This window comes from Roseovarius sp. CH_XMU1461 (genome assembly GCF_037027165.1).
Lineage (GTDB): Bacteria > Pseudomonadota > Alphaproteobacteria > Rhodobacterales > Rhodobacteraceae > Roseovarius > Roseovarius nubinhibens.
On record NZ_JAYMDV010000011.1, the window covers coordinates 17,265 to 34,582 of the forward strand.

Sequence of the window (17,318 nt, forward strand, 5' to 3'; positions counted from 1 at the left end):
TGAGCGCGCGGATTTGCGGCCCGCGGGGGGGCGGGTGCAGATCAGGTGCGGCGTTCAATCTTTTAGGGGGGCGTGGCCCGGATCAGGCGATGGTGCCGCCGTCGTCATCCATGGTTTCGAGCATCAGGCGCGCGAGGTCGGGCACGAAGATCTGGCGCGCCGAAGCGCTCTCGATCAGACCGTCGCGGCGCAGGGCGGTGAACTGGCGGCTGGTGGTCTCGATCGTCAGGCCGAGGTAATCCGCGATCATTTCGCGCGAGAGCGGCAGCTGCAGGGTGATCGCGCCCGAGACCAGATCGGCGCCGCTGTGGCTTGCTTCGCGGCGCACCAGGCTCAGCAGGAAATGCGCCACCCGTTCGCGGGCGCTCAGCCGGCCCAAGAGCACCTGCCAGTCGCGGGCGACGTCGAGCTCGTCCAGCGTCATGGTGAGCAGGCGGCGCGCGACATTGGGCGAGGAGCGGACGATGCCCTCGAACGCCTTGCGCTCGAACCGGCAGAGCGTCACGTCGCTCACCGCTTCGACGTCGAAAGCCTGGGTCGCGCGGCCGGGGCGACCGATGAAATCGGAGGGCAGCAAGAGGCCGACCAATTGCCGCCGCCCGTCTTCGAGCGTCTTGGAGATGGTGGCGCAGCCGGTCACGACCGAGGAGAGATAATGCAGCGGCTCGCCTGCGAAGGCGATGGTGCCGCCGCTCGGAATGGTCACGTAGCTCTTGATGCCTTCAAGGATCGAGAGCTCGTCCGTATCGCATTCGGCACAGACCGCCCGATGCCGGATCGGACAGTCGCTACAGGCCGTTTTGGAGAGTCGCATGTTCATGACACAGTCATATGGCCTTTGTTGATCTGCATCAATGCGACAAGGGCACGCGGCGGGCAGGGTGGGCGCATGACACAGTTTGCTCTTGCCTCCGCCCTTCGCCATGCGCGCGTGCCGCGTTACACAAGCTATCCCCCGGCCAACCGGTTCACCCCGGCGGTGGATGGCGCCCTGGCCAGTCAGTGGATCTCCGAGATCCCTGCGGGTGCGGCGCTGTCGCTCTATATCCATGTGCCGTTCTGCCGCCGCCTGTGCTGGTTCTGCGCCTGTCGGACCCAAGGCACCAAGGGCGATGCGCCGATTGACCGGTATCTGGAGCATATTGCCCTCGAGATTGCGCAGCTGCGCGGGCGGCTTGGAGAGGGCCAAAGGGTCGAGCGGTTGCACCTTGGCGGCGGCACGCCGACGATCCTGTCGCCGGACCGGATCGGGCGGCTGTCGGACCAGCTGCACAAGGCGTTTGCGATCCCGGCGGGGGCGGAGATTTCGGTCGAGATCGACCCCTGCGATTGCGACGATGCGCGGGTTGAGGCGCTGCGGGATCTGGGGATGAACCGGGTGTCGATCGGGGTGCAGGATTTCGACCCCAGGGTGCAGGCGGCGATTGGGCGGGAGCAGAGCATTGCGGCGACCAGGGCGCTGGTCGAGAGCGTGCGCAAGCGCGGTGTGCGCAGCGTCAATTTCGATCTGGTCTATGGGCTGCCCTATCAGAGCGAGGCCACGTTGCTCGCCACGCTGGAGACGGTGATCGGGCTCGGCCCGGACCGTCTGGCGCTCTATGGTTATGCGCATGTGCCGCAGATGGCGCGGCGTCAGCGGATCATTCCCGAGGCGGCGCTGCCGGGGCCGGAGGCGCGGCTGGCGCTGGCGGCGCGAGCGCGGGAGGTGCTGATCGAGGCGGGCTATGTGCCGGTCGGGATCGACCATTTTGCGCGGCCTCAGGATGCGTTGGCGCGGGCCGCGAAAACCGGTCATTTGCGGCGCAATTTTCAGGGCTATACCACGGATAACACGGAATATTTGATCGGTCTTGGGCCCTCGGCCATCTCGTCTCTGCCGCAAGGGATTGCACAGAATATCGCGGCCACCGGGCTGTGGCAGGCACGGGTGGCGGCGGGCGGGCCGGCGACGTCGCGGGGGCATTGCTATTCGGCGACCGATAGGCTCGTGGCTTGCGTGATCGAGCGGCTCATGTGTCAGGGGGAGGTGGACCTTGCCGAAGTGTCGGCGCGGCATGACACATCGCTCGACAGCCTGCTGCGGCGGGCGCGGAAAATCCTGCGGGATATGCCGGGGATCGGGCGGCTTGAGGGGGCGACGCTCTGTGCCTCGGACAGTGCGACGGTGCGGCTCATCTGTGCCTGTTTCGACCCCGGGTTCGAGTTCGGGACCGACGCCTATAGCCAGGCGAGCTAGGGCCAAAATGCGCGAAAAAAATGGCCTGTCGGCAGCGCGTCGGTAATACGTCGGTATTACGACAGTGTGCAAATCGGGGGCAAAAATCGGGGGGCGGGCGTCGAAGGGATGCTCGACGCCCGCGCATTGGGGTGACGCTTAGGCCTGACGTTCCCAGAAGCGGAGCTGGCCGCAGGCCTCGACAAATCCGGCGCAGTCTTCTTTCTTGGCAAGCTCGAACACGCCATCGTCAAATTCGCTGACGCCCGCCGCGGTGAAGAGGGATTTCGCCTCGCCGCCGAGTGCGATGAATTTCGCATGGGCGAAGGCATCGGCCGCGAAGCATTTGGCCGGGTGCATCCCCTTGAGCTTTTCGACCCCCTCGGGCGAGGCGAGCACGGCCACCGCATCGTAAAGAACCGACGGCCCGCCATCGATTTTCTGATCGGCGGCGACCTCTGCGCCCTTGGCGGTGGTGATGCCGCCGACGGTGGGGGCGATGATCTCGACCATGCCGCCGACCTCTTCGACCGCGTCGCGCAAGGCGGTCAGCATCCCGCCGTCGATGCCATCGGTGACGAGAATGCCGAGCTTGCGCCCCTTGAAGTCGCCGGGGCCGTTCTTGAGGATCGACAGGGCGTCGGAGGCGGGCAGATCCTCGATGACCTTGCGGCGGGGTTCATGCGCTTGGGGCACCGAGGCCAGCCCCAGCCCGTCCGCCACCTTCTGCGCCAGATCGGCGTCGATATTGGGCAGATGCGCCACGAGCCGCTCGCGAATGGCCGGCACCTCGCATTTCGACAACTCAAACACCAGCGCGTCGGCGATATGATCCTGCTCGACCTTGGTCTGGCTGCGATAGAATTGCCGGGCCTGGCTGTAATGATCGGCAAAGAGATCGGCGCGGATCTTGCGCTTTTCGCCCTCTATCGCCTCGGGATAGGAGGTGAACCCTGTCTCTGGCTCGGCCCGCGGGCCGCCTTCGGTCCAGCTGTTGGGCTCGTAATTGGCGCGGCCGGTGGGGTTGTGCATCGCCATATGGCCATCTTGTTGGAAATGGGCAAAAGGGCATTTCGGCGCGTTCACCGGGATATGGGTGAAATTCGGGCCGCCGAGACGTTTGATCTGGGTGTCGAGATAGGAAAAGTTTCGGCCCTGCAGGAGCGGGTCATTGGTGAAGTCGATGCCGGGCACGATGTTCTGGGTGCAGAAGGCCACCTGTTCGGTTTCGGCAAAGAAATTGTCGACCACGCTGTCGAGGACAAGACGGCCGATGATGCGCACCGGCACGTCCTCTTCGGGGATGAGCTTGGTCGGGTCGAGAATGTCGAAATCGAACCTGTCGGCGAAAGCGTCATCAAAGACTTGCACACCCAATTCCCATTCCGGGTAATCGCCGCTTTGGATCGCGTGCCAGAGATCGCGCCGGTGAAAATCTGGGTCGGCGCCGTTGATCTTGACCGCCTCGTCCCAGACCACCGATTGCAGGCCTTGTTTCGGCTTCCAGTGGAATTTGACGAAATTGCTGTCGCCTTGGGCATTCACAAAGCGGAAGGTGTGGACGCCGAACCCTTCCATGAAGCGGAAGGAACGCGGGATCGCCCGATCCGACATGGTCCACATGATCATGTGCATCGCCTCGGGCATCAGCGAGATGAAATCCCAGAAATTGTCATGCGCCGATTGCGCCTGCGGGAAGGCGCGATCCGGGGCTTGCTTGACCGAATGGACCAGGTCGGGGAATTTCATCGCGTCCTGGATGAAGAAGACCGGGATGTTGTTGCCGACGATGTCCCAATTGCCCTCTTCGGTGTAGAGCTTGACCGCAAAGCCACGCACGTCGCGGGCGAGATCCATCGAGCCCTTGTTGCCCGCAACGGTGGAAAAGCGGACGAAGGCCGGGACCTTGCGGCCCTTTTCCTGCAGCAGATGCGCCGAGGTCAGATCAGGGATGGGATCGGTGGTTTCAAAATAGCCCCGGGCGCCGTAGCCCTGCGCATGGACCACCCGTTCGGGGATGCGTTCGTGGTCGAAGTGAAAGAGCTTTTCGCGAAAATGGAAATCTTCCATCAGCGTCGGGCCGCGCGCCCCGGCCTTGAGCGAGTTTTGGTTGTCGGCGACCGGCACGCCCTGGGCGGTGGTCAGGCGCTGGCCGTCCGCGGCACGCTGATGCGTTTCGCCGCCCTGTCCGACATCGGTCTTGCGATCCGTGGTCTCGTTGGTGTTTTGCGTTTTGATCGAGGGGTGAAACTCTGACGATTTGCTTGGCATGATGAAAATCCTTGGACGAGGCAAAAATTCTCAGGCTGTCGGGGCCGCCAGCGTCGGGGGGAAGATCGACCTCGGTCGCACTCGGTCGCAGTGGATCGCCCCAAACGCGTGACCCCCCGCGCGCCTGACTTCGGGGTGGGGATGTCAGCAAGGGCAACCCCGGCGCGGGCGTTGGGTTCCCGGGGCGCGGGTCGGTTTGGCGGTATTCCTCTCATCCGGCGCGGCGGCGGAGGGGAACCGGCAGAGCCCTGGCTGCGTTCGCAAAGCAAAGGTGATCTGGGCATTTGGTTCACGAAACCATCAAGGGAAGGCTGGGACATGGCCCCGCGTGCACTCTGGAAAGGGCAGCTTCGACTGTCGCTTGTTTCTATTCCGGTCGAGATTTTCTCGGCCACGAAATCCGCGTCGCGGGTGTCGTTTCGCCAGATCCACAAACCGTCCGGCAAGCGCATCCGCTATGAGAAAACCGTGCCCGGCATCGGCCCGGTCAAGACCGAGGACATCGTCAAGGGCTATGAGGTGGAGGAGGATGAATATATCCTGCTGGACCCTGACGAGATCGACGCGATCAAGCTCGAGACGAAGAAGACCTTTGAGCTGGTGCAATTCGTGGATGCCTGTGAGATTTCGCCGCTCTATTTTGACAAACCCTATTACATCACCACCTCTGATGATCTGGCCCAGGATGCCTATCGGGTGGTGCGCGATGCCTTGCGGGAGGCCAACAAGGTGGGGCTTGGGCAGGTCACGATGCGCGGCAAGGAGTATCTCGCGGCGGTGAAGCCCTGTGGCGATGGTCTCTTGATGGAGACGCTGCATTATGAGGACGAGCTGCGCGAAGCCGAGGAGATCTTTACCGATATCAAGGATGAGAAGGTCGACAAGGAATTGCTCGAAGTGGCCCGGTCGCTGATCGACCGCAAGAGCGCGCCCTTTGATGCGGCGGCCTATCGTGACCAATATGCCGAAGCGATGCAGGATCTTCTTGACGCCAAGATCAAGAACAAGAAAAGCCCGCGGGTGCGGGCGTCGGATGATGATGGCGGCGGGGGCGACAATGTGGTTGATCTCATGAGTGCGCTGAAAAAGAGCCTCAAGGAGGCCGGCAAGAAGCCGAAGAAACCAGCAACCAAGAAGGCGTCTTAGGTGTCCAAACCCCTCGATCCCTTGGCCAGTTATAACGCCAAGCGGGATTTCTCTCGCACGGGGGAGCCGCGGGGGCAGTTGGGGGATGGGCGGTCTCAGCGGCGCTTTGTCGTGCAGAAACATGCGGCGCGGCGGCTTCATTATGATTTCAGGCTGGAATGGAACGGTGTGCTGCTGAGCTGGGCGGTCACCAAGGGGCCGTCGCCCGATCCGGGCGAGAAACGCCTCGCCGTGCGGACCGAGGATCATCCGCTGGACTATGCCGGTTTCGAGGGCACGATCCCCAAGGGTCAATATGGCGGCGGCACGGTGATGCTCTGGGATAGCGGGAGCTGGGTGCCGCAGGAGGATGTCGAGACGGGGCTGTCGGAGGGCAAGCTCAAATTCACCTTGCAAGGCGGGCGGATGAAAGGGGGCTGGGCGCTGGTGCGGATGCGCGGCAGGTCGGGCGAGACGCGCGAAAACTGGCTGCTGATCAAGGAGCGCGACGATCATGCCAGCGACGCGCCGGACGGGTTTACCAAGGGAAATGCCGTGTCGATCCAGACCGGGCGCAGCATGGCGCAGATTGCCAAGGGCGCACCGGCCAAAGCGCCGCCCGATCTGGGGCCGGAACGCAAGCGCAAACGCCCGGAGTTTGTGAAGCCGCAGCTCGCCACATTGGTCGATGCCGCGCCGGAGGGCGATGACTGGCTGCATGAGACCAAGTTTGACGGCTATCGCTGTCTTGCGGCGCTCGGCAAGGGGGGGACGCGGCTCTATACGCGGTCGGGGCATGATTGGACCGACAGGTTTCACGCGCTGGACGGTGCCTTTGACGGTCTGCCCTGCGAGGCCGCGTTGATCGATGGCGAGATCATGGCCGCGCAGATAAGGGGATCGGCGTTCTCGTCGCTGCAGAAGGCGATGAAAGAGGGCGGTCCGCTGGTTTTCTTTGCCTTTGACCTGCTGCGACTTGATGGCGAAGACCTGCGCACATCGCCGCAGATCGCGCGGCGCGAGCGGTTGGAGCGTCTGTTGTCGGGGGTGGCGGCTGACGGTGCGCTGCGGCTCAGCGAGCATATCATTGGCGGCGGGCCGGAGGTCTTTGCCGAGGCCTGCAAGGCCGGGGCCGAGGGGATCATCAGCAAACGCATCGATGCCCCCTATCGCAGCCGCCGCAGCAAGGCGTGGCGCAAGATCAAATGCACGCGCCGACAGGAGTTTGTCATCGTCGGCTATGCGCCCTCGGACAAGCCGGGGCGCGCCTTTGCCTCGCTCTTGCTGGCCAGTCACGAGGGCGAGCGGCTGCGCTATAAGGGCCGGGTTGGCACCGGGTTTTCAGAGGCGGTGATGCGAGAGGTCACAGCCGCGATGACGCCGCGCAAGACACCGCCCTGCGCCGAGGTGCCGCCAGAGGTGGCGCGGGATGCGAGATGGGTGCGGGCCGATCTCGTGGCGGAGGTCGCATTCGCCGAGTTCACCGCGGATGGCTATCTCCGCCATGCCAGTTTTCTCGGGCTGCGGGGTGACGAAGACGCGGCAGAGGTTCGTGTGGAGGCGCCGATGGAGAACCCGAAAGAGAGTGATTCAGAGAGCGATGCAGAGATCACATTGCGCGGCATCCGGATCAGCAGCGCCGACCGCCCCGTGTTTCCCAAGGCGGGGTGCAGCAAGGGCGATGTGGCGCGGCATTATGACCGTGTGGGCGAGCGGCTAATCGCGCTGGCGGGGCGGAGGCCCCTGTCGCTCTATCGTTGCCCGTCTGGCATCACCGATCCCTGCTTTTTCCAGAAACATGATGGCGGCGGCATGCCCCGCGAGCTGTCGCGTATTCAGATCGCGGAAAGCGATGGCGACAAGGCGGAGTATCTCTATGCCACCCGTCCCGAAAGCCTGATCGCGGCGGCGCAGATGGGCAGCATCGAGTTCCATATCTGGGGGACGCGCACGGATCGTCTCGAGCGGCCCGACAGGTTGGTCTTTGACCTCGATCCCGATGAGGGGCTCGGCTGGGAGGCGGTTCGCAGGGCGGCGTTTGACATGCGCGACGCCCTCGCCACGCTCGGGTTGCACAGCGGTGCCATCGTCACCGGGGGCAAGGGGGTGCATGTCTGGCTGGCGCTGCGCCGCAGCCACAGCTGGGAGACGGTCAAGCTCTTTGCCAAGACCTTTGCCCATGTGATGGCGGCGCGGGAGCCCGACCGCTTTACCGCCGTGATGTCGAAATCGAAACGCCGGGGGCGCATCTTTATCGACTGGCTGCGCAACCAACGGGGCGCGACCGCCATCGCCCCCTATTCCCTGCGTGCCAGAGACGGGGCCCCGGTGGCGGTGCCGGTGACCTGGGACGAGCTGAAAAAGATCGAGAGCGGCGCGCGTTTTTCGATGGGGGACATGACGGCAAGGCTGCAGAAAGACTGTCCTGCCGCCCGGGTTCAGAGCGAATTGCAGAGCCTGAACGCGGATGTGATCGAGGCCTTGCAAGACTGGTCGGAACAGGTGGATGAGGGCGCGGGGTCCGAGCCGGACTAGCGGCCTGCATGCCTTGGGGTCTCTCGCCCGCCGCCCCATCGGCTGCGCCTGCAGCCTTTGCACCGCGACAAGCGCTTGGGATACTGCATCAATCCGGGTTGTGTGGTAGACTTTATCGCGACAGTCACAAGGACGCAGCACACTCTAGGGACATTGGGCATGTTGACGCGGAACAAGGTGGTTGTTTCCGGTTTGGCCAGTGGTACGGCGCTCATATTCATCCATGGCTTTGGCTGTGATCAGTCGATGTGGCGGCAGGTCGTGCCTGACCTTGCCGAAGAGTTTCAGATCGTTACCTATGACCTGACCGGCATGGGGCAATCGGATCTGTCCGCCTATGAGCCGCAGCGCTATGCCGATCTCCGGGCCCATGCCGAAGACCTGCTGGCGATCATCGAAGAGCTCGGCCTCGACGAGGTGGTGCTCGTCGGGCATTCGATCGGGGCCAGTATTGCGCTGCGCGCCGCCAATCAGGCGCCGGAAAAGGTGTCGCGGCTGGTTCTTGTTTCGCCGACCCCGAGTTTCCTGAACGATACGGCGGCGGGGTATCACGGCGGTTTCGCGCGAGGCGAGATTGAAGAGCTGATTGCCCTTCTCGATGAAAACCATCTTGGCTGGTCTGCCCAGATGGCTCCGACCATCGCCGGGCAGCCGCCGGGCGCACCTGCGGCGGACGAGCTTACCCAAGGGTTTTGCCGCACCGATCCGGCCATTGCCCAGCATTTCGGGCGGGTGACCTTTTTCGCGGATGAACGCCCGGCCTTTGCCCAGGTGTCGCGCCCGGCCTTGATCCTGCATTGCAACGATGATGCGCTCGTGCCGATGGCGGTTGCCGAGTGGATGCGGGACCGGATGCCGGGGGCGACGCTGCAGGTGTTGCAGGCCACCGGTCATTGCCCGCATATGACCGTGCCCGCCGATGTGATCGCCGCGATTCGCAGCTATCTCGGGGATGGGTGAGGGCGATGGGCAGCAGAGACGAGCTTCGATCCACCTTTGCGGAACTCCTGGAGGATGCGCCCTGCGGGATCGTCATGACGAACCCGGATGGGCGGCTGCATTATGTCAATGAGACGCTGAAGCGTTGGTTGAACCTGCCCACCGGCTCTGAGCGGCCGCAACGGATGCCCGACCTCATGACCGGCCCCGGCAAGCTCTACTATGAGACGCATCTGGCGCCGATGTTGCGGCTGCAGGGGTTTGCCCGCGAGATTTCCTGTTCGCTGAACGTGACGCATGGTCCGCCGCTTCCGGTGCTGCTCAGCGGTGTGGCGCGGCATGATTCCAAGGGGCAGCCGACCCGGTTCGATTTCACAATTTTCGACGCGCGCGAACGGCGCATGTATGAGGACAATCTGCGCGCGGCCCGGCGCAAGGCGGATGAGTTGGCCGCCATTGTCCGCACCTCTCCGAACGCGATCCTGCGGGTCGATGCGGATGGTGTGATCCTCAATTGGAACGCCGGGGCCGAGCGGCTCTTGGGGCGGAGTTTTGATGCGGTTCAGGGGCTTTGCGTGCAGGATTTGATCCGGTTCGCGGATCAGCCCGATTGGTTCCCGCGGGCCCTCGCCACCTGCACAAGCGCGCGGGAGGCCGTGTTTGAGACGATGGATGACAAAGGCCAGCATTTCGAGATCACCGTGGTGCCGATCGCAGAGCCGGAAATCGGGTATAAGCGGAATTTCTCGATCGTGCTGCGCGACATATCGGACCGCAAGAAGGCCGAGCTTCGTCTCAAGGTCGCGATGAATGAAATGAAACATCGCATCAAGAACACCCTCACCGTGGTGGGCGGGATCGCCAAGCAAACCCTGCCGGCGGAGCACCGTCCGCTGTTCATCGGTCGTCTGCAGGCCATGTCGAAAGCGCATGACATCCTGGCCAGCGAGGACCAGAAGACCGCCGATCTCATGGATCTGCTCACGCTGACCGCCGAAGAGGCCGGGGGCGGCGCGCGCCTTCGCATTTCGGGGGTTTCCGCGACCCTGCCGTCGAAACAGGCGACGAGCCTGTCGATGGCGCTGCACGAGCTGACGACCAATGCGCTCAAGTATGGCGCGCTGTCGGAGCCGGATGGCTATGTCGAGGTCACCTGTGAGCCGCTGGACCAGGGGGAGGGTATGCTCCGGCTGGTGTGGCAGGAGCGCGATGGCCCGCCGGTGGTGGCCCCCACGCACAAAGGGTTTGGCAGCAAGATGATCCACACCGTCCTGAGGTCCGATCTGGGCGGCGAGGTGGAGGTCGATTACCGCCCCGAGGGGCTGTGCTGTGTTGTCATCTTCCGGCCTGAGGAAGAGGGGTGATAGGGCAGCGACGTGATCAGCCGAGCTCTCGCGACCGTTTGGCGGCGGCATCGAGGGTGGTGCGCGCGATTTGAGTCAGGGTTCCACCCGCCCTCAAAGCGGTGAGCCCTGCCGCCGTGGTGCCGTTCGGGCTTGTCACCATGTCCCGCAGTTTTGTGGGATCGGGATCTTGGGCGAGCAGCTGCCCTGCGGCGGTGACAGTTTCGATCGCCAGCACCCGCGCCACTTCGGGCGGCAGGCCGCTGTCTTGCGCCGCAGAAATCATGGCTTCGCAGAAAGCAAAGTAATAGGCCGGGCCGCTGCCCGAAATGGCGGTTGCGAGATGAAGGTCATCCTCATCGTCGAGCCAGGTCAGGCGGCCGATGGCTTCGAACAATTGGCTGACCTGCGCCTTTTGGGGCTCTGATGTGTCGGCGCAGGCATAGGCGGCGCTGACGCAATGGCCGACGAGCGCACCGATGTTGGGCATGACCCGGACCACCGCCGTCCCAAGGGGCGCGGCCGCTTTGAGGGTGGCGCAATGGACACCGGCGGCGACCGAGATCAGCGTCGTCTCGGGCCCGATATGCCCTTGCAGCGTCTTGACCACGTCTTCCACCAATTGCGGTTTGGTGGCGAGAACGATGACATCGGGCGTAAAGTCCCGGTTCAGGGCCAAGCTGTCCTGCACATAGGACAGCCGGGTGTCCGGCGCGCCGCCGGCCTCGGAGAGGCCCCGCGCTTTTTGGGGTTTACCTTGTTTCAGGCCTCCGGGGCGGTGGTCGCCGTCTCGCTCATCGCGCAGGCCTACCGGATCGGCACGCCGGCCTTCGTTTCGGTCTTTGAGTATTCCTTCCTCATCTTCGCGTGCCTGTGGAGTTTCCTCCTCTGGGGCATGGCCGCCGGCAGCCTCGTCTGGGCCGGAATTGTTGTGATCATTGCCTCGGGTCTGGCCATGTCTTTCCTTCAGCGAAGAGAGGTCTGAGGCGTCGGTCTTGAAAGGATCGCAACCTCTGTCGGGCATGCGTGGGGCGGGGCCCGGTGGACCCCGCCCAGATGCGATAGTCGTGGCTTACTGAAGCTCGACGACCACTTTGCCGATGGCCTGACCGCTGCCAAGGCGCGCGTAGGCGGCGCCGACCTCTTCAAAGCCAAAGCGCTGGTCATCCAGCAGGGGTTTTACGGCGCCGCTGTCCACCAGATCGGCCAGTTTGGCGAGGATGTCGCCATGCACCTGACGGTTTACGTTGTGGAGCATCGGCAGCAGCATAAAGACGATGTGCAACGACAGGCCTTTGAAATGCGCGGGCGACAGGTCGATTTCCAACAGGCCCACGGTCGAGACGACCTGAGCATTGAGCGCGGCGGCCCCGAACGAGTTGGTCATGTTGGCCCCGCCCACGGCGTCAAAGATCATGTCGAAGCCCGCGCCGCCGGTCTGCTTGGCGACGTAATCGGCGATCTTTTCCTTCATGAAGTCGATGGGGGTGGCACCATAGCCCGCGATGACATCCATTTGCGCATCGCCCGTCCCGGTGGCGGAGACTTCGGCGCCCAGATGCTTGGCGATCTGGACCGCCAGATGGCCGACACCGCCGGCGCCGCCCTGCACCAGAACCTTTTGCCCGGCCGTAACACCGGCGCGTTGCAGGCCTTCGTAGGCGGTGATGCCAACCAGCGGCATGGCGGCGGCGTCGCGCATCGACAGGCATTTGGGTTTATGCGCGATCAACCGGGCGTCGGCGAGCATGTAGTCGGCCAGCGCGCCTTGCAGATCGGCAAGACCGCCTGCGCAGCCATAGACCTCATCGCCAACGGCAAAGCCTGTGACGCCTTCGCCCAGCTCTTCGATCACACCGGCGAAATCCATGCCAAGGACGGCGGGCAGGGCAGGCGACAGCGGCAGGTCGCTGCCCATATTCTTGATCATCGTATCGACGGTGTTGATGCTCGTGGCATGGACCCGCAGCACGACATGACCCGGCGTAACCTGGGGGCGGTCAAGGTCGGTCAGTTCAAAGGCTGCATCGGGGCCGTAGGAGGTGAGGGTCATGGCTTTCATCGGGAAACTCCTGAGAGGGGTATAGGGGTGTTGGCTTGACCTCCACCTAACCCACCCCAAGAACGGAGTTAATCCAGCAATCTGGATCATCAGTTTATGGATTTCGTATATAAAGAGCGGTGCCGCACCAATGGGCGTCGCTTGCTCGGGCAGACCGGGGTCCGCCCGCTGCGATGTCAGGTGATGTCCCTGATCAGGCCGCGCAGCCAGCTGTGGCCCTGATCGCGGCGCAGATGGGGGTGCCAGGCGAGCTCGGTCGGGAAGGTGCCGAGGTCCAGCGGGACGGGCAGATTGAGCAGCCCGTAAGGGCCTGCTGTCAGGGCAGCCACCCTGGCGGGGACCGTGGCGATGCCCTGCAATCGGGCGACGGTTGAGGCGGCGGTCAGGAAATGCGAGACGGTGATCGCAGTGTTGCGGCGCAGACCCTTGGTTTCCATCCGCCGATGCAGCCCGGTGCGCCATTTTCCGGGCGGCGCCACGACGACATGGGGCAGGGTTTCATAGAGATCACGGTCGAGCGTCGCCCCATCCGGCAAGGCCTGGGGCGCGACAAGGCAGCGGAACCCGTCTTGGAAGAGTTCGGAGACCACGAGATCCTCTGACGGGGCGGCAAACCGCCCGATCGCCAGATCAAAGGCCCGCCCGGCGAGATGACGCGGGTCCAGATCGGGGCCGATGGGGGCGGTTTCCAGCAGGGCCATAGGGGCCTGACGCGCGAGGGCGGCCGTGAGATCGGGCACCAGAACAACCTCGGCAAAGGGGCCGAGCAACAGCCGAAAGCGGCGTTTGGTGGTTGCGGGATCAAAGGGTTCGGCGGCCCGGAAGGCCTGTTCGAGCCGCTCCAGCCCGGCGGCGATGTCGGGGGCCATGTCCAGCGCCTTTTCGGTCGGCTCCACCCCGTAGCGTGCGCGCAGGAAGAGCTCGTCCCCGAGGGCCTCGCGCAGCCGGGCAAGGGCGGCGCTCACCGTGCTTTGGGACTGGCCCAGCCGTTGGGCCGCGGCGGTGACATTGCGTTCCTCCATGACGGCATGGAACACGCGCAGAAGGGAAATATCGGCTTTCATATCTCCGGAATATCGATTTCTGAAGTGGTCTGCATCAATTTCTTGATCCTCCACCGCGACCTATATCCCACTCAACGCCCTGCCAGTAATCCGGCATCGGGCTGTCACATGCTTGCAAGGAGATCAGACAGATGGCACGTATTCTCATTCTTTCCACCGCAACCGACATGTTGGGCGAGACCGGCAAACCCACCGGCGTCTGGTATGAAGAGCTGGCGACCCCCTATTACGCCTTTCTCGACGCGGGCCACGATATCAAGCTCGTGACCCTTGGCGGCAAGGCCGTTCCCATCGATCCCGGCTCGGACGTGGTGGGAGAGGAGGCGCCGGCCTCGGTCACCCGGTTCCGGTCCGACACGGTGGCCCTGGCGCTTTTGGCGAACCCCGGCCGTCCCGAAGAGGAGGATATGACGCGCTATGACGCGCTCTATATCCCGGGCGGGCATGGGGCGATGTATGATCTCGCCGAGAGTGACCTTGTGGCCGGTGCCATTGGCCAGGCCTGGGATGCGGGCGCGGTGGTTGCGTCGGTCTGCCATGGGCCTGCGGCCTTTGTGAAGGCGGTGGATGCGGCCGGCGCGCCGATCGTGAAGGGGCGAAAAGTTTCCGCCTTTACCGATAGCGAAGAGCGGGCCGTGGGTCTGGCAGAGGCGGTGCCCTTCCTGCTGGAAACCCGTTTGCGCGAACTTGGGGCTGAGTTTGAGGCGGTGGCCGATTGGCAGCCTCATGCCGTGGCCGATGGCCGGTTGGTGACGGGTCAGAACCCTGCCTCGTCAGAGGCTGCGGCGGCAAAGGTTCTCGACCTGCTTGGGTAAAGGCTTCGGGCGCTGCCTGACTAGGTGGCGCCCTTGGCACAGAGGCGGGGCCCTGCGTCAGGGTGTGGGGCAGGGCATGCCCGCAGCCCCCCAGGCGAGCACGTCATTCACATGCGCCTGAAGCGAATAGGGCGCGGGGTCGCGCCCGTCGCCGGGGGACCAGCCCCAGAGGACAAAGCCGTGATGGCCCGCATCCTCGACCAGATGTTCGGCCAACCCGCGCCAGTCGCGCCCGCCAGTGCGGTCGGGATCCGACAGTTGGGCGCAGATCTCGGCAGGGCTCTTGCCGAACCATTCGAAGGCCACCGGGGCCAGCCGCCAATCGAGCCCGGCGCGGGGCGGGGCGGGCCGGTCGCCGCCCAGATCCTTGGTGGTCATATGGCAGGTGGAACAGGGCAGCGTCTCTGCGCCGCTGCGGCTCTGGCCTGCGGTGATATTCATGCCATGCGGCTGGGACGGGCCGGCGCTGCCGCCGTACCACATCGGGATGTTCTCTGGCCCGGTGTGGCAATTGGCACAGCGCGGGTGGCTCACGACCTCGTAGATCCGGTCAAAGGCGCGCAGGCCATCGGGTCGCGACACCGAGCCTTCGGCAGGGGCGTTGATCACGGCGGGTGGCGCGGCTTCGGCCCGGGCCTGTGGCGCGGAGGCGAGGATGGTCAGGGCCAGAGCGCCAAGGAGCCTGCGGTTCATCGTCATCTCCTCAGACGAAAGCGATGTGTTTGTTGAAGGGCATTTCGCGGATGCGTTGCCTCGTGGCCGCAAAGATCGCATTGCCGAGCGCCGGGGCCGACGGCGGGATTGGCGGCTCGCCAAAGCCCCGGATCTTGGGGTTGTTTTCCAGCGCGCGAAAGCTGATCGGCGGGCATTGCCACAGGCGCATGCCCTCATGGGCGTGGTAATTGGTCTGTTCGGCCATGCCGTCGGAATAGGTGATTTCACAGTTGATCGCATGGCCGAGGCCGAAGACCACGCCGCCCTGCGCGAGGTTTTCGAGGTTCACCGGGTCGATCACCTTGCCGACATCGGCGGCCATCCAGACATGATCGAGCCGGATGCCCGCCTCGGTCTGGCTGACCTCGACCACGGTGGCCACGGCCACCCCGAAGGAAAAGCCATAGGCCAGCCCACGGCCACGCCCCGGAGCGATCTTTGGCCCGGTCCAGTCGCACATCTCGCCCACGGCCTCCAACACCTTGACCGAGACGTCATGACCCATCAGCCGCAGCCGTTCCTCGAGCGGGTCGGCCCCGGCGGCATGGAGGGCCTCGTCGAGCAGGGTTTCATAGATGAACACATTCGGCCCCGCGCCCACGGCACGCCAGGAGGACACCGGCGCCAGCGCCTCGGTCCGGTAGGAGCGCACCCGCAGGTTCGGCAGGTTGAACATCGGCGCGTCCCAGGCGCCCTCGTGCAGCTGTGTGTCGGGGCCGGGCAGGGTCATCCCCATGCGGCCCATCTGAGATTTCATCACCGACTGGCCCGCGATCTGGATGTCGAGCGAGGTGATCTTGCCATCCTTATGCTTGGCCACGCCGCGCCCGAGCGTGATGTGGCGAGGGAAGTCATGGGCAAAATCCTCTTCGCGCGAATAGGTCATCTGCACCGGCGTGCCGCGCATCTGGTTGGCGATCTCGGCCGCCTGCCGGATGAAATCGAACTCGAGCCGGTGGCCAAAGCTGCCGCCGATGAACATGTTGTGCAGATGGACATTGTCGATATCGATGCCGGTGATCTCGGCGACCACCTGTTCGGCAAACATCTGGATCTGATGGCCGGTCCAGATATCGACGCGGTCCTCGGTCACCAGAAGAGTGGCATTCAGCGGCTCGAGCGGGGCATGGGCGATATAGGGGGACCGGTATTCGCCGGTGACAGCCTCGCCCTCGGCCGTGTCGACATCGCCTTCGACGCGGGCCTCGGCGTTGAGGTGGTCGTCATCGAAGATGCCAGCGAGGTGCTCCCAATGCTGCGCCTGTTCGGCGGGATAGGGGGCCTCGGCCCAGGTAAAGTCGATGGCCTCGGCGGCCTGAAAGGCGCGCCAGGTGTTGTCGGCCACAACGGCGACACCGCCGGTGATTTCGAGGATCTTGCGGACACCGGGCATCGTCTCGGCGGCGGAGGCGTCAAAGCCGAGCAGGGCACCGCCTTGGCGCGGGTTCACCTTGACCGTGGCATAGAGCATGCCTTCGGTGCGAAAATCGATGCCATAGCGCAGGCTGCCGGTGCATTTCGCCACCATATCGGCGCGGTCCATGGGCTTGCCGAGGATCTGCCAGGTCTTGGGATCGCGCAGGGTCACGTCACGCGGGGGCGCAATCGTCGCGGCGCGTTCGGCCAGATCGGTGTAGGGGATTTCCGTCCCGTCGGGCAGGATCACCGCGCCCCGGGCCGTTGCGAGCGCGGCCACCGGCACGCCGGATTGCTGCGATGCGGCCAGTTTCAGCGTCTCGCGCGCGGCGGCCCCGGCCTCGCGCAGCTTGTCATAGCTGTCGGGAATGGCCGAGGAGCCCCCGGTCACCATCATCGGCAGCGCCAGTTTCGCGATCCCGCCGAGGATGCCGCGCAGGCGCTCTGCGCCCGGGCTCTGATCATAGAGGGGATAGCCCGCCATCGCCTCGGTGACGGAGCGGTTGTAATAGGCCTTGTCCGGCTTGCCGAAACTGATCTCGACCTGATCGAGCCCAACGTCGAGCTCTTCGGCGATGAGCGCGGCCTGCGCCGAGAAAATGCCCTGTCCCTTGTCGGCATGGGGCGCGATGAGGGCGATCCTGTCGCGGTCGATGAGGATCCAGGGGTTAAAGCTGACCGAGCCGGGGGCGAGATCGTCGAGGTTCGGGTTGTCGAAGGGTTGGCGCGCGGCATAGATGCCGAAGGCCACGCCGCCCGCGACGGCGGTAGAGCCGATGAGGAATGTGCGGCGGGCGATTTTACCGAGGCGGGCCATGG

13 protein-coding genes are annotated in these 17,318 nt (G+C 64.4%); 6 read left to right on the top strand and 7 right to left on the bottom strand.

Annotated elements, in window-relative coordinates; genetic code table 11:
* Window positions 1-82: 82 nt before the first annotated feature.
* Window positions 83-820, bottom strand: a complete 738-nt coding sequence (gene fnrL, locus WA237_RS17995) for a transcriptional regulator FnrL (RefSeq protein WP_442970284.1) — start codon at window positions 818-820, stop codon at window positions 83-85.
* Window positions 821-889: 69 nt separating this feature from the next.
* On the opposite strand from fnrL, the gene hemN reads away from it, so the two are divergent.
* Window positions 890-2,236: an oxygen-independent coproporphyrinogen III oxidase gene (gene hemN / locus WA237_RS18000; protein WP_336099328.1), complete on the top strand. Its 1,347-nt coding sequence runs from the start codon at window positions 890-892 to the stop codon at window positions 2,234-2,236.
* Between the two features lie 138 nt (window positions 2,237-2,374).
* Here the strand turns inward: hemN and WA237_RS18005 are convergent, their stop codons facing one another.
* Entirely contained in the window at window positions 2,375-4,486 is a 2,112-nt protein-coding gene (locus tag WA237_RS18005) for a catalase (RefSeq protein WP_336099330.1), read from the bottom strand.
* Between the two features lie 318 nt (window positions 4,487-4,804).
* Between WA237_RS18005 and ku the strand changes: the two genes are divergently transcribed.
* The 4 genes from ku (at window position 4,805) to WA237_RS18025 (ending at window position 10,449) form a co-directional block, all read left to right on the top strand.
* The gene (ku, locus tag WA237_RS18010) at window positions 4,805-5,632 is read left to right on the top strand and encodes a non-homologous end joining protein Ku (protein ID WP_336099332.1); all 828 of its coding nucleotides are present in this window, start codon (window positions 4,805-4,807) and stop codon (window positions 5,630-5,632) included.
* On the top strand, window positions 5,633-8,146 hold the full coding sequence (gene ligD / locus WA237_RS18015) for a DNA ligase D (RefSeq protein ID WP_336099334.1): 2,514 nt from the start codon (window positions 5,633-5,635) through the stop codon (window positions 8,144-8,146).
* Window positions 8,147-8,305: 159 nt separating this feature from the next.
* On the top strand, window positions 8,306-9,106 hold the full coding sequence (locus WA237_RS18020; RefSeq protein WP_336099336.1) for an alpha/beta fold hydrolase: 801 nt from the start codon (window positions 8,306-8,308) through the stop codon (window positions 9,104-9,106).
* A gap of 5 nt (window positions 9,107-9,111) precedes the next feature.
* On the top strand, window positions 9,112-10,449 hold the full coding sequence (locus WA237_RS18025; protein ID WP_336099337.1) for a sensor histidine kinase: 1,338 nt from the start codon (window positions 9,112-9,114) through the stop codon (window positions 10,447-10,449).
* A gap of 16 nt (window positions 10,450-10,465) precedes the next feature.
* Here WA237_RS18025 and WA237_RS18030 read toward each other — a convergent pair whose 3' ends face one another.
* The 3 genes from WA237_RS18030 to WA237_RS18040 all read right to left on the bottom strand — a co-directional run bounded on the left by WA237_RS18030 (window position 10,466) and on the right by WA237_RS18040 (window position 13,554).
* The gene (locus WA237_RS18030; protein WP_336099339.1) at window positions 10,466-11,452 is read right to left on the bottom strand and encodes a pyrroline-5-carboxylate reductase family protein; all 987 of its coding nucleotides are present in this window, start codon (window positions 11,450-11,452) and stop codon (window positions 10,466-10,468) included.
* Window positions 11,453-11,500: 48 nt separating this feature from the next.
* Complete coding sequence (locus tag WA237_RS18035; RefSeq protein ID WP_336099341.1) at window positions 11,501-12,490, bottom strand: zinc-dependent alcohol dehydrogenase family protein; 990 nt, start codon at window positions 12,488-12,490, stop codon at window positions 11,501-11,503.
* A gap of 176 nt (window positions 12,491-12,666) precedes the next feature.
* A complete protein-coding gene (locus tag WA237_RS18040; RefSeq protein WP_336099343.1) occupies window positions 12,667-13,554 on the bottom strand; it encodes a LysR family transcriptional regulator in 888 nt (295 codons plus the stop codon).
* A gap of 131 nt (window positions 13,555-13,685) precedes the next feature.
* Here WA237_RS18040 and WA237_RS18045 point away from each other — a divergent pair, with 131 nt between their 5' ends.
* On the top strand, window positions 13,686-14,369 hold the full coding sequence (locus WA237_RS18045; RefSeq protein WP_336099345.1) for a type 1 glutamine amidotransferase domain-containing protein: 684 nt from the start codon (window positions 13,686-13,688) through the stop codon (window positions 14,367-14,369).
* 57 nt (window positions 14,370-14,426) lie between these two features.
* Here the strand turns inward: WA237_RS18045 and WA237_RS18050 are convergent, their stop codons facing one another.
* Both WA237_RS18050 and WA237_RS18055 read right to left on the bottom strand, forming a co-directional pair.
* Window positions 14,427-15,062: a hypothetical protein gene (locus WA237_RS18050; protein WP_336099347.1), complete on the bottom strand. Its 636-nt coding sequence runs from the start codon at window positions 15,060-15,062 to the stop codon at window positions 14,427-14,429.
* Between the two features lie 10 nt (window positions 15,063-15,072).
* Entirely contained in the window at window positions 15,073-17,316 is a 2,244-nt protein-coding gene (locus WA237_RS18055) for a xanthine dehydrogenase family protein molybdopterin-binding subunit (protein ID WP_336099349.1), read from the bottom strand.
* Between the last annotated feature and the right edge of the window lie 2 nt (window positions 17,317-17,318).